General features: G+C 65.7%; 11 protein-coding genes. 6 read left to right on the forward strand and 5 right to left on the reverse strand.

The features are described 5' to 3' along the window. Positions 1–73 precede the first annotated feature (73 nt). From B0T44_RS12510 to B0T44_RS12520, 3 genes are read left to right on the forward strand one after another with little or no spacing between them, the layout of a single operon-like run. Positions 74–1,246 (forward strand): serine hydrolase domain-containing protein, encoded by a 1,173-nt coding sequence (locus B0T44_RS12510; protein ID WP_077115264.1) that lies wholly within the window; start codon positions 74–76, stop codon positions 1,244–1,246. Between the two features lie 41 nt (positions 1,247–1,287). Next, complete coding sequence (locus B0T44_RS12515) at positions 1,288–1,734, forward strand: DoxX family protein (protein ID WP_077115265.1); 447 nt, start codon at positions 1,288–1,290, stop codon at positions 1,732–1,734. Between the two features lie 42 nt (positions 1,735–1,776). After that, on the forward strand, positions 1,777–2,289 hold the full coding sequence (locus B0T44_RS12520) for a carboxymuconolactone decarboxylase family protein (protein ID WP_077115266.1): 513 nt from the start codon (positions 1,777–1,779) through the stop codon (positions 2,287–2,289). Positions 2,290–2,345: 56 nt separating this feature from the next. Here B0T44_RS12520 and B0T44_RS27140 read toward each other — a convergent pair whose 3' ends face one another. Continuing rightward, entirely contained in the window at positions 2,346–2,486 is a 141-nt protein-coding gene (locus B0T44_RS27140) for a hypothetical protein (protein ID WP_175647942.1), read from the reverse strand. A gap of 358 nt (positions 2,487–2,844) precedes the next feature. Between B0T44_RS27140 and B0T44_RS12525 the strand changes: the two genes are divergently transcribed. Beyond that, a complete protein-coding gene (locus B0T44_RS12525; RefSeq protein WP_077115267.1) occupies positions 2,845–3,543 on the forward strand; it encodes a YwaF family protein in 699 nt (232 codons plus the stop codon). Positions 3,544–3,683: 140 nt separating this feature from the next. Here B0T44_RS12525 and B0T44_RS12530 read toward each other — a convergent pair whose 3' ends face one another. Then, complete coding sequence (locus B0T44_RS12530) at positions 3,684–5,159, reverse strand: FAD-dependent oxidoreductase (RefSeq protein ID WP_081512033.1); 1,476 nt, start codon at positions 5,157–5,159, stop codon at positions 3,684–3,686. A gap of 776 nt (positions 5,160–5,935) precedes the next feature. Between B0T44_RS12530 and B0T44_RS12535 the strand changes: the two genes are divergently transcribed. Continuing rightward, complete coding sequence (locus tag B0T44_RS12535) at positions 5,936–6,583, forward strand: DUF4272 domain-containing protein (RefSeq protein WP_077115268.1); 648 nt, start codon at positions 5,936–5,938, stop codon at positions 6,581–6,583. A 90-nt stretch (positions 6,584–6,673) separates the two neighbouring features. On the opposite strand, the gene hutC is transcribed toward B0T44_RS12535, so the two are convergent. Then, a complete protein-coding gene (gene hutC / locus B0T44_RS12540) occupies positions 6,674–7,435 on the reverse strand; it encodes a histidine utilization transcriptional repressor HutC (protein ID WP_497006526.1) in 762 nt (253 codons plus the stop codon). A 300-nt stretch (positions 7,436–7,735) separates the two neighbouring features. Here hutC and hutU point away from each other — a divergent pair, with 300 nt between their 5' ends. Further along, positions 7,736–9,415 (forward strand): urocanate hydratase, encoded by a 1,680-nt coding sequence (gene hutU, locus B0T44_RS12545; protein WP_077115270.1) that lies wholly within the window; start codon positions 7,736–7,738, stop codon positions 9,413–9,415. A gap of 120 nt (positions 9,416–9,535) precedes the next feature. On the opposite strand, the gene hutH is transcribed toward hutU, so the two are convergent. Continuing rightward, the gene (gene hutH / locus B0T44_RS12550; RefSeq protein ID WP_175647943.1) at positions 9,536–11,110 is read right to left on the reverse strand and encodes a histidine ammonia-lyase; all 1,575 of its coding nucleotides are present in this window, start codon (positions 11,108–11,110) and stop codon (positions 9,536–9,538) included. A gap of 41 nt (positions 11,111–11,151) precedes the next feature. Continuing rightward, positions 11,152–12,555 carry an amino acid permease gene (locus B0T44_RS12555; protein ID WP_077115271.1) on the reverse strand — a complete coding sequence of 468 codons (1,404 nt, stop codon included), beginning with the start codon at positions 12,553–12,555 and terminating at the stop codon, positions 11,152–11,154. Positions 12,556–12,727 lie beyond the last annotated feature (172 nt).

Below are 12,727 nucleotides of genomic sequence, written 5' to 3' on the forward strand. Positions count from 1 at the left end.
ATCCGCGGCGGCCGCCGGAGCAGGAAGCTCCCGCTGCGCGGCCGCTGGAGCTGCTACCGAAGGGAACAACACTGTGAATGCGTTCGAAGTACACGGCACCGTCGCCGATGGTTTCGACAACGTGCGGGCCGAGTTCTCCGCCGTCGTCGCCGAGGAGGGCGGGGAATCCGGCGCGCAGCTGGCCGCGTTCGTCCGCGGCCGTCAGGTGGTGGACCTGTGGGCGGGCCCGCAGGTCACCGCCACCACGCTGACCGGCCTGCACTCGTCGAGCAAAGGGGCCGCGGGCCTGGTGATGGCGCTGCTGATCCAGGACGGAGTGCTCGACATCGACCGACCGGTTGCCCACTATTGGCCGCGGTTCGCCGCTGCCGGTAAAGAGCACATCACGGTGCGCGACGTGCTTGTGCACCGCGCCGGGATCGTCGGCGTCGACGGTGGTTTCACCATCGCCGAACTGGCCGATGAGCAGGTCATCGCCGAACGGCTGGTGGGGCAGCGACCCTACTTCGCACCGCGCACCGTGCACGGCTACGGCGGGTTCGTCATGTACGCGATCCTCGGTCAGGTGGTGCGTGCGGCCACCGGGAGCACCGTCCAGGAGCTGTTCGAGCAGCGCATCCGCGCCCCTTACGGGCTGGATGTGTATCTGGGTCTGCCCGAGGAACTGGATCATCGCTACCTGCCGATCGAACCGTGGCGGGCCACACCGGAGATGGAAGCGGCCTTCGCCGCGAACTCGCCCACCCCCCACGGCATCGCGGGAATCTCCTACAACCTCAATGCGCGCGGCTTCACCGCCGCCGATGTCATGGCGCTGCCCAACGACACGAAGCTGCGCCGCCTCGGGCAGGGCTCGGCCGGCGGTGTCGGCAGTGCGCGCGGCCTGGCGGCAATGTATGCGGCGGCCACCACCGGCGTAGGCAGCCGGCCACCGCTGCTGACCCTGGAAACCATCGCCACCATTTCCGCAGTCCATTCCAGCGGTGCGGATCTGGTGCGTGGCGATCGTGCACCGTACGCGTTGGGTTTCGAAGCCAAGAGCTTGCTGCATCCGTTCCTCGGTGTGCACGCCTTCGGGCACACCGGCTCCGCCGGCTCGGACGGATTCGCCGACCCACACAGCGGACTCACCTACGGCTACACCCGCCGCCGCGCCGCATTCGCGTTCAACGCCCACGAAAACGCCCGGCTGGCCGCCGCCGTTCACCGCGCCGCGACCGACACCGCACTCGCCTCGGCCGCCTGACCCCTCCATCCACCCTCTTCACCACCAGGAGCAACACGACCATGTCTACCCGTTCCACCTCGTTGATCCGTTCCCGCGGCCTGAAACTCGCGCGCTGGGTTCCCGTGGCCGCCGTACTGGCCGAGACCGCGATCGGCGCGTACTGGGACCTCGCCCGGATCTCCTATGTCCGCGAGTCGTTCGACCACCTCGGCTACCCGATGTACTTCGCGACCATCCTCGGCGTCGCCAAGACCGCCGCGCTCGCCGCGATCCTCACCCCCGGCCATCCCCGTACCAAGGAATGGGCCTACGCCGGGCTGGTCTTCGTCTACGGCGGCGCCGCCACCTCGCACATGGCCGCCGGTGACGGCCCGGACAAGTGGGCCATGCCGCTGTTCTTCGTTGCCTGCACCTTCGCCGCCCGCGCCTGGCTGCCGCAGGGCACGTCCACCAACGCCACGCTGCGCGCACTCGGCGCCTCCTGGCGCCGCCCCCAGACCGCCTGACCCCACAGAGTTCCACCACAACAGATAAGGAAAACCACAACCATGAACGCGAACACCACCACACAGCAGCGCAGCGGTTCCCGTCTGCCCAACCCCCAGCAGCTCGTCCCCGAGCTCGGCGAGATCGGTGCGGCGCTGTTCAAAGCCACCGGCAACGGTTCGATCCCACCGACCACGATCAGTCTGGTCCAGCTGCGCGCCGGTCAGATCGTCGGCAGCACCTACCTGATTGTCCTGCACGCGGGCAACCTGCGCACTGCTGGTGCCTCCGAGGAACGGATCGCCGCGGTGGCGACCTGGCACGACGCCCCCTATTTCACCGAGGCCGAACGTGCCGCGCTCGCCCTGGTCGAGGCTGTCCTGCAACCGTCACCGCAGGGTGATCGGGTGCCAGATGAGCTCTACGCCCGCGCCACCGAACATTACGACGACAAAGCCCTGGCCACCCTCGCGATGGCCATCGGTCAGGTGAACTTCTTCGTCCCGCTGGCACTCATCGGCAAACCGTTGCCCGGCCGGCCCCCGGCCGAACAGTGGACACCCGTATCGGCCTGACAGTCCGACCATCTGCTGCGGGGCCGGGGCAAACCCCGGCCACGCAGCGTTGCTGCTCACTGTCTGCATGTGAGAGCCAGCCGCACGGCCCAATAGGCCCACGCCGCCAGCGAGACGATGCCGCCGCCGAGGCCGAGGATCACGACCGACACCGCGCCGGACGAGGCGGCCGCGATGGCCAGCAACGGGTTGCCCATCGACCCCGACACCTATATCGCCGACGCGCAATCCATCCGCGTCGGTAAGGAACTGGAAGCGCGCAGCATCACCGTCGAGTACCTCGACTGCTCGGTGTCGCGACTGTTCGGCGGCGCATTCCGCTGTACAACCCACCGCTGCTCCGCACCAACTGATCACAGCGATTCGCCAAACAACTCTGGCGCCGCCGCTGAAGAGCGGCGCGCTAGCCCACCTTCCGGTAGCGGTCGGATGGGGAGGCTGCGAACAGGAGAGAGGAAAAGTTGTGGCGCCAGCGCAGCGGCAACCGGTGTCGTTTCTCGATGAGACAGGTGAGACCGTGTGGCACCACTAGAATGGTCAGGCGTGGAGCCACCAATGGCGAAGGACTTCTCTGCATACGGACTGTCGCATTGGGTTGTGCTTGCCGTGTTCGCGGCGGGGGCGCTGGTGGTTGTCTTGGTCGGGCGAAGGCAGAGCAATCCTTGCGCCGCAATATGTTTCAGCCGGGCATTCGGTGCGGTGACGTTGGTGCTGTATGCGGTGATCTACCTCTCCACGTTGTTTCCACCAATGATCGGTCGCTCGGTTCCGCTGCGCTTGACCGATCTCGCGACCATCGTCGCCGGCTATGCCCTGTGGTCACGTCGGCGCTGGGCGTATGCGCTGACGTACTATTGGTGCCTCACCTTGAGTACGCAGGCGCTACTGACGCCGGCGTTGGAGAGCCCGGACTTCCCACATTACGAGTTCCTGGCCTTCTGGACGATTCACCTGCTCGTCGTTTGGGCGGCGATCTACTTGACCTGGGGTGTGGGTATGCGCCCGGACTGGCGCAGCTACCGGTTTGCTGTGGCAGCGACGGTGATGTGGGTCGCGGTCACCTTCGCTTTCAATTCCATCGCCGACACCAACTACGGTTTCGTCAACCGGAAACCTTCGACCCCGTCATTGCTCGATGTACTCGGGCCATGGCCCTGGTATCTGGGCAGTGTGGCTGTTTTACTGCTCGCTGTATGGGCGTTGATGACTTGGCCCTGGGTCCGAGCCAGTGCCTCGTCGGACAACCTTCGGTAAGTAATCCATGCGGCTCCTCGGCCGACAGCGAAGTCGCGGAGCGGTGTGATGTGTCCGCGCCGGCCGATCGAGCACTCGAAGCCGCCGCCGAGCGCGGCACCCACAAGGAGTTGCACACGCTCGGCGGTCGATACGCGGCGCTACTCGCCTGCGGAAGCGGCGACGCCGGCGCGGCGGCCGAAGAATGTGCCGTCGCCGAGCGAGGTGCCGCTGATGTAGCCCCATGAGTGCAGGCCCGATGTCGCGCGTCCGGCCGCGAAGAGGCCGGGGATCGGGGTGCCGTCGAGGTTGAGGACCCGGCCGTCGACGGTGGTGTGCAAGCCGCCGATGGTGAAGACCTCGGCGCCGCCACCGCCGCTCCCGCCGTACTCCGGCGGGGTGATGCCGCGCTGGACGTCGATCGCCGCGAACGGGGATCGCAGCGGCCGCAGCCAGCGGGCCGACTTACGGAAGTACGGGTCCTTACCTTCGGCGGCAAACCGGTTGTACTCGCCGACGGTGTTCTGCAGAGCGCCCTCGGGCATGCCGATCTCACGTTCGAGTTCCTCGAGGGTTTCGGCGACGAAATGTGGCTGCACGCCCCAGCGCTCGTCGACTGGCACCTCTTCGTAGGCTTGCTCGTCGAGGATCACCCACACCTTCAGGTTGTGCTTGAACAGTGCCGCCTGTCCCACCAGACCGGGATAAACGTCCTCGTTGATGAATCGCTGTCCGACACTGTTGACGATCATGCCGCGCACCATCATGCCCGGCACGAGTGAGATACCGATCTGGCCCGCGGACATGTGCCTCACCGCCGCACCGACGGCCTGCGCGATCGCGATGCCGCGGCCGTCGTCACCGCCGTCGCTGTTGACGCCCAGACCCACCAGTTGCGGGGCGTGCTGGGCGAGCATTTCCTTGTTGTCGGCGAAGCCGCCGGTGGTGATGACGACACCACGCCGCGCGCGATAGGTCACGGTCTCGTTGAAGTGGCGGGCCACGACGCCGACGACCCGACCAGCGTCGAGGATCAGCCGCAGCGCGGTGGTGTCCGTGTGCACCGCGACGTCGGTCTTGTCGACGGCTGCGCTCAGGACCGCCATGAGCACCTTGCCGCCGAAGCCGTCAGAAGTCACGCGGTGTCCGCGTGGGGCCGGTTCGGCGATCTCGTAGAACGGATAGGCGTTCTCGCCCATCCACATCAGTCCGTCGTCGGTGGGCGGCACCCACGCGGGGGAGTCCCACAGCGACGGTTTGAACGGCACCCCGTGGTCGACGAGCCACCGGTAGTGTGCGACGCTCTCGCGGCTGTAGAGCCCCACTTTCTCCTGGTCGGCGTCCGGGCCGAGCGCGGCGAGCAGGAACTTCTCCATATTCTCGGCGGTATCGGTGAACCCGCACGCCTCCTGGATCGGGGTGCCGCCGCCGAGGTAGATCTCGCCGCCCGACAACGCCGACGACCCGCCACCACCGCTCTGCCGCTCGAGCAGGATCACCTCGGCACCCGCGGTATTCGCCTCGAGTGCGGCCGCCGCGCCCGCACAGCCGTAGCCGATGATCAGGACGTCGGTCTCGTGGTCGTAGGCGTCGATCTCTGTGGCGTCGATCGGTGTGACGGGTACGCGTGCACTCATCCGGTTCTCCTGTCGTCGACACTGGCCTTCAGTGTGGTGACGGTCACAATAAGTTCGGCGCGTCGGGGCGAGTAGGGGATCGACCGGTGAGCGGGATACGGCGGCGAGTTCGTCTTCGGTGGCCCGGGCGCCCGTTACCGCCGCTGCCGAGCACGTCGGTGAGGTGATCGCCCCCGCTTCCCGCGGTCGACGGCGCGACTGTTATCTCCGAGGTCGCCTACGACCGCGCGACCATCACCGGCGTTGACGACAACCGAAGAAGACCGGGCGTACCAGGATCGGCGGCTAGGCGCATTCCGGGCACTTCGCCCGGTCGCCCGACAGAGCTGGGCGCTGTAATCCCCGACTGTGCAGGGTGTCTCGACCGCGGGCGGCGTCGCCCTCGACCGTCGACGGAGTCTTGTCGCTTGCGTCTGAACGCGGGGCGCGAAACACTGAACGGTTCGATCCAATGCGAAGAAGCGTAGAGGGATGGCTTGGGCGAGAAGGGGTTTCCGCAGTATGCGCGGAAGCAGCGTGACTCACCGTGGGTGGCGCGCCGCGGCAGCGTCGAGACCAGCTCGCTCGTTTCTTCGGTGAGATGGTTCGGACATGCCGCATGAACCGTGGTCGACGCTGGAGCCGGAGCGTGTGGAAGCGCCCGCGTCGACCCACTTTCCGGCGCCGGACTCGATGCGATTGCCCGAGGACCGGCGGTCGCTGAAAGGTTCGATGGTTCCTCGGCGAACGCTCGGAGTTTCACGAAATGCTCAACATAGCCAATGGAAAGGTGTGCAATGATCGCATCGACACAAACCCGACTGAAACAGCATGGTTTGGAAGTGGAATCCCTGCCCGAAGTCGAGGAAATTTTTCCTATCCAATTCCGTGAACCCATCGAGTTGGCCAGACGAACACTTGCCCTGCATGCGCTACTGGGCGTCATCTTCCACCCGCAACCAAAAGAAGTATCAGAATGGTTGAGTGCGGAGAATTTTCTGCACGAGTTGACAGATCGAGAAAGGTGGGCATTTTCAATAACCGAGTTGCCCGAAGAGGAGATGCTGTGGAAGCAAGCAGCGATGCAAACGAATCTACTGACCTGGCGAGCAGAGTCCCTGTATGTCCTGCTGTGGGCTTCAGGAGAGATTTCGAGCCTGCTCGGACCTGATGAAAGAATGGAAGGCTCACTGATCGCCGAATGCTTGCCTGCACTGGGCGAGCCCGTGCAGCCCTTCATTCAAAAAGCCGAAATGCGTCCCCGGCGGGAGATACTCGCAGAACTGCACTACTATTTCGTCCTCAATCATATTGCCGAGGAGATATATGAGCAAAGCGGAGAAAGTATCGACGGCTTGGAACCTATGGTGGTAGGAGAGCGGCTCTACGCTTTGCATTGGATTGCCTGTGCCGGCCAGTCGAAATGGGATGCCGACGAAGAATAGAAGACAGGAACGTCCACCCCTATAAATTTCGCACCTGAAAGGACGAATGCAACCCGCTGGGGTCACGCGCGCCTGACCGGATCGGTGGCCTCAGCTCGGCGTGCTGCCGAAACTGCCCTCCAGCCGGTTCCGCGAACCCGGGTGGATCAGTCGGGCCGCACTCACCAGACCGGTGGACGACCAGGTTCGCCGCCGGATCAACAGGCACGGTTCCGAACGCGGGATGCCGAGTAGTCGGCATTCCTCGGCGTCGGCCAGGACTGCCTCGACGATATGCTCACCACGCTCCAGCGGCGCTACCTCGCTGAGGTAGGTGTTCGGGGTCAATGCGGTGAAATCCTGCTCGAGATACTCCGGTGCCTCGGCCGGGTTGACGTAGCGGTCCTCCACCTGAATCGGCACGTCATCCTCGAAATGCACGAGCAGCGAATGGAACACCTTGCCCCCCAGGGCGTTACCCAGCACCGGATGGCCGAACTCGGCCTCCTCAGCCTGGACGAACACCACTTCGGTGCGGTGCCGGTGCCCGCGCTGCTGGATCTCGTCGGCGATGTTCTTCACCTCGAACAGCGGTGACGCTGTCTTGGTCGGCGCTACGAAGGTGCCGACGCCCATCACCCGGTGCAGGACGCCCTCGGCGGTGAGGTCGCGCAGTGCCCGGTTGATCGTCATCCGGGACAGGCCCAAGGCGTTGACGAGTTGGTTCTCGGAGGGGATCTGGTCGCCTTCCTGCCACCGGCCGCCTTTGATCTGCGACGTGATCAACTGTTTGACGCGCTCGTACGCGGCGAACTCGGTACCGAGTCCGTCGTACAATGCGGTCAGTTCCGCATCGACTATTTCGATCGCCATCACCGACATCCGTTCCCTTGCCTCGCCGGGTTTTTACACCGACACGTATGGTCATCGCACGAGCGCCCGCGGCTGCCGGCTCGCGGCCGAGTCCCGGTCGCCCGATTCCGGGATCGCCCCGAGGATACGTGGGGTCCGATCCGCTGGTCGGCCGTCGAAGTTGCCTTCATATCACTACCTTCCGGCGGAAGTGTCGCCGCTTCCGCCAGGGATCCTTGACAGACGCCTGTATATACAGGACTATACGCCTTATTCTCGTTGTAGTGGCTCGGCACACACCCGTCTTTTCGAGGAGAACTCATGATCGACGCTTCCACTACGCCCGAGCCCGGCCCGCGTCCCGTATCCGCCGATCACGGCAGCGAGCTGAGCACTCTCGGCTGGCAGCAAGAGGGCGCACTGCGGATGCTGATGAACAATCTCGACCCCGAGGTTGCCGAGCGCCCCGACGATCTCGTCGTCTACGGCGGCACCGGCCGGGCCGCACGCAGCTGGGCCGCTTTCGACGCGATCGTCCGCACCCTGAAGACGCTGAAATCCGATGAGACGCTGCTGGTGCAGTCCGGCAAGCCGGTAGGCGTCTTCCGCACCCACGAGTGGGCGCCCCGTGTGCTATTGGCGAACTCGAATCTCGTCGGCGACTGGGCCAACTGGGAAGAGTTCCGCAAGCTGGAGCAGCTCGGCCTGATCATGTACGGCCAGATGACCGCCGGCTCGTGGATCTACATCGGCAGCCAGGGCATCCTGCAGGGCACTTACGAAACTTTCGGTGCGGTCGCGCGTAAACGTTTCGGTGGCTCGCTGGCAGGCACCATCACGCTCACCGCGGGTCTCGGTGGCATGGGCGGCGCCCAGCCGCTGGCGGTGACGATGAACGAGGGCGTCGCCGTCTGCGTGGAATGCGATCCCGCGCGTATCGACCGCCGCATCGACCATGGCTACCTCGACACCAAGGCCGAGACGGTGCAGGAGGCACTGGATCTGGCGATCCGCGCTCGCGACGAGCGCAGGCCCCTGTCCATCGGCCTACTCGGCAATGCCGCCGAAATCTTCCCGCAGCTGCTGGCCATGGAAGCGCCGATCGACATCGTCACCGATCAGACCTCCGCGCACGATCCGCTGTCCTACCTGCCGATCGGCATCACACCCGAGGACTGGCACAAGCTCGCCGACAAGGACCCCGGCTGGTTCACCACCGAAGCGCGGGCATCGATGGCCGCACACGTCGAGGCCATGGTCGGCTTCATGGACAGGGGCGCGGAGGTCTTCGACTACGGCAACTCCATCCGCGACGAGGCCCGCAAGGGTGGATACACCCGCTCATTCGAATTCCCCGGCTTCGTCCCCGCCTATATCCGGCCACTGTTCGAGGAAGGCCTCGGCCCGTTCCGCTGGGCCGCGCTGTCCGGCGACCCGAAAGATATCGCCGCCACCGATCGGGCGATCCTGGAACTGTTCCCGGAAAACGAGCACCTGAAGCGGTGGATCACCATGGCGGGCGAGAAAGTGAAGTTCGAGGGTTTGCCCGCGCGGATCTGCTGGCTCGGCTACGGCGAACGGCATCGCGCCGGGCTGAAATTCAACGAGATGGTCGCCTCGGGCGAGCTCTGCGCGCCCATCGCCATCGGCCGCGACCACCTCGATTCCGGCTCCGTGGCCTCCCCCTACCGGGAGACCGAGGCGATGGCCGACGGCTCCGACGCCATCGCCGACTGGCCACTGCTCAACGCCCTGGTCAATACCGCCTCCGGCGCCTCATGGGTATCGATCCACCACGGCGGCGGCGTCGGTATGGGCCGCTCCATCCACGCCGGACAGGTGTGCATCGCCGACGGCACCGAACTGGCCGCTCAGAAGCTGGAGCGCGTGCTCACCAACGATCCGGGTATGGGCGTCATCCGGCACCTCGACGCAGGCTATGAACGGGCCGCCGCGGTTGCCCGCGAGCGCGGTGTGCGCGTCCCGATGCAGGAGGGCTGACCTTCCACCGGTCGCCACGACCCCGGAGTTGCGTGAGGGGCAGCTCCGGGGTCTTTCATCATGTTCCCATGGAACGACGCTGCCCCTGCGTTTCACAGCAGGGGCAGCGTCGCCGGAGGTTCAGTCCAGCGGGCCGATGACCGACTCCGCCCCCGCCACCAGCGCGCCCGAGGCGGCTAATCGGACGGCTTTCTCGATTTCAGGAGAGAGGTGGCGGTCGGTGCCAGGACCGTCGATGTGCTCACGGAGCACGGCGCGCACGGCCGCGGTCGCCGGGGACGGTTCGAGGGGGGCGCGCAGGTCAAGGGCCCGCGCCGCGGTCAGCGCCTCGATGGCGAGAACCCGGGTGAGGCCGTCGATGGCGCGGCGGAGTTTGCGGGCCGCCGACCAGCCCATCGAGACGTGGTCCTCCTGCATGGCCGAGGACGGGATCGAGTCGACGCTGGCCGGTGCGGCGAGGCGCTTGAGTTCGGAGACGATGGCGGCCTGGGTGTACTGCGCGATCATGTGGCCGCTGTCTACGCCCGGATCGTCGGCGAGAAACGGCGGCAGCCCGTGACTGCGTGCCTTGTCCAGGAAGCGGTCGGTGCGGCGTTCGCTGATGCTGGCCAGATCCGCAACCACGATGGCGAGGAAGTCCAGCACATAGGCCACCGGGGCGCCGTGGAAATTGCCGTTCGACTCGACCCGGCCGTCCAGGGTGACGACCGGATTGTCGATCGCGCTCGCCAACTCCCAGCCCGCCACCCGCTCGGCGTGTGCGAGTGTGTCCCGCGCACCGCCCGCGACCTGCGGCGCGCACCGCAACGAGTAGGCGTCCTGCACGAGGGTGCAATCCGGGGTGGCGTGACTGGCCACGATGGCCGAACCGGCCAGCAGACGTGTCATATTCGCTGCCGCTGTGCCCTGGCCGGGATGCGGACGCAACGTCTGCAGGTCGGGTGCGAAGACCTTGTCGGTGCCGAGCAGCCCCTCCACGCTCATCGCCGCGGTCACATCAGCCAGCCGGAGCAGCCCCCGCAGGTCATGGCAGGCCAGCACCAGCATGCCGAGCATGCCGTCGGTGCCGTTGATCAGGGCCAGTCCCTCTTTTTCCTCCAGTTCGACCGGCTCGATGCCCGCCGCCGACAGTGCGTGCGCGGCCGGCACGAGTTCACCGTCGGCATCGCGCACCGTGCCTTCACCGAGCAGCGCCAGGGCCACATGCGCCAACGGGGCCAGATCGCCCGAGCATCCCAGGCTGCCGTATTCGTGCACCACCGGCGTGATCCCCGCGGACAGCAGCGCCGCGTAGGTCTGCGCGACCACCGGCCGCACCCCGGTCCGGCCGGTGGCCAGTGTGGACAACCGCAGCAGCATCAGCGCGCGGACCACCTCGCGCTCGACCTCGGGGCCGGAACCGGCCGCATGGGATCGCACCAGGCTGCGCTGCAATTGCTTACGCAATGCCAAGGGAATGTGGCGGACCGCGAGCGCACCGAAACCGGTCGACACGCCGTAGACGGGCTTCGGGTCCGCGGCCAGCGCCTCGATGCGTTTGCGGCTGTCCCCGATGGCGGCCAGCGATTCCTCCGACAACCGCACCGGGGCGCCGTACCGGGCCACGCGCACCACGTCTTCCGGAGTCACCGCACCGGTTCCGACTTCGACAGGTTCGGTGGTGGCCGTTGCGTTTCGCACGGCGTCGCTGCTCACAGTTTCTTCTCCATTCCGTAGCAGGGATAGGACAACGAATTTCAGGCGGGATCGGCGGCGCGCAGGTTCGTCACCTCGTCCGGCTCGATGCGGCCCGGGCGCACCCACTGCCGGTAGGCGAGGAACAGCAGCGCCAGCCACACCGCACCGACGACCAAGGCGACCCGGCTGTCGGCGTCGAAGGCGATCACCACGATCACGAAAACCAGGAATCCGATGGTGATCAGCTGCCCGTATGGCCAGAACGGCACCGGGAACTTCAGGGCAGCGGTCTCGGCCGCATTCATGCTCCGGCGCGAACGGTAGTGCGACAACAGGATCATCAACCAGACGAAGATGGTCGCGAAGGTGGCGATCGAAGCGATGATCAGGAAGACCTTGTCCGGAATCAGGTAGTTCAGCAGTACGCCCACCAGCAGAGTGATGGTCATGATGACGACGGTCATCCACGGCACCCCGTTGCGCGACACCTGCCGCATCACCGCGGGCGCCTGACCGCGCTGGGCCATGCCGTACATCATCCGGCCTGCGCCGAAGATATCGCTGTTGATCGCCGACAGCGCCGCGGTGATCACCACGATGTTGAGCACTGTCGCAGCCGGCCCGATGCCGAGGGCCTGGAAGATCTGCACGAACGGGCTGCCCGCGGAGCCGATGCTCTGCCATGGGTTGATCGCCATGATCACGGCCAGGGTCAGGACGTAGAACAAGATGATGCGGACCGGAACGGTATTGATCGCGCGCGGGATGGTTCGCTCCGGTTTCTCGGCTTCACCAGCGGTGATCCCGATGATCTCGGTGCCGCCGAAGGCGAACATCACGATCGCGAAGCAGGCGACGAACCCACCGGTGCCGTTGGGGAAGAAGCCGCCGCCGTCCCATAGGTTGGTGAGTCCGGTGCTGGTGTCGTGGACCCCGAATCCGAAGATCAGGATCGCGATGCCGCCTACGATCATCGCCAGGATCGCGACGATCTTGACCAGGCTGAACCAGAACTCGATCTCACCGAACACCTTGACATGCAGCAGGTTGATCGCACCGATGAAGAAGATGATCGACAGCACCCAGATCCACCTGGGCACATCCGGAAACCATAATCCCATGTACACCCCGAATGCGGTGACATCGGCCAAGCAGACGACGACCATCTCGAAGGTGTAGGTCCATCCGGTCATGAATCCGGCCAGTGGCCCGAGGTGTTTGCTTGCGTACTCGCCGAACGACCCGGAGACCGGATCGCTCACCGCCATCTCCCCGAGCGCCCGCAACACGACGTAGATAGCGGCGCCGCCGATCAGATAGGCCAGCAGTACCGAGGGCCCGGCCTGGTTGATGGCTTCCGCCGACCCGTAGAACAGACCGGTTCCGATCGCCGATCCGAGTGCGATGAAGCGGATGTGGCGGGCGGTGAGTCCCCGCGTCAGCACGTCGGCGGTCTTGTTCACACCATTCTCCCGGGTTCTCCATGGGCAGCGATCGAGCAGATGCGGGCGACGAGCCATGTTGTGTGCCCAGTCACAGCGCCCTACATGTATAATCCTGTCTATACAGGAATGTCAAGCATTCCCGGCTTCGCCACTCTGGCGGTTCGATCCGCTCTGGGCAAATTCTGCGATC

The organism is Nocardia donostiensis (assembly GCF_002081715.1).
Classification (GTDB): Bacteria; Actinomycetota; Actinomycetes; order Mycobacteriales; family Mycobacteriaceae; genus Nocardia; species Nocardia donostiensis.

Bases quoted from the DNA above. Each gene is read 5' to 3' on its own strand.
- hutC (WP_497006526.1), bottom strand. From the start codon at position 7,435: ATGGCGATCGAAATAGTCGATGCGGAACTGACCGCATTGTACGACGGA.
- B0T44_RS27140 (WP_175647942.1), bottom strand. From the start codon at position 2,486: ATGGGCAACCCGTTGCTGGCCATCGCGGCCGCCTCGTCCGGCGCGGTG.
- B0T44_RS12535 (WP_077115268.1), top strand. From the start codon at position 5,936: ATGATCGCATCGACACAAACCCGACTGAAACAGCATGGTTTGGAAGTG.
- B0T44_RS12525 (WP_077115267.1), top strand. From the start codon at position 2,845: ATGGCGAAGGACTTCTCTGCATACGGACTGTCGCATTGGGTTGTGCTT.
- B0T44_RS12530 (WP_081512033.1), bottom strand. From the start codon at position 5,159: ATGAGTGCACGCGTACCCGTCACACCGATCGACGCCACAGAGATCGAC.
- hutU (WP_077115270.1), top strand. From the start codon at position 7,736: ATGATCGACGCTTCCACTACGCCCGAGCCCGGCCCGCGTCCCGTATCC.
- B0T44_RS12515 (WP_077115265.1), top strand. From the start codon at position 1,288: ATGTCTACCCGTTCCACCTCGTTGATCCGTTCCCGCGGCCTGAAACTC.
- B0T44_RS12520 (WP_077115266.1), top strand. From the start codon at position 1,777: ATGAACGCGAACACCACCACACAGCAGCGCAGCGGTTCCCGTCTGCCC.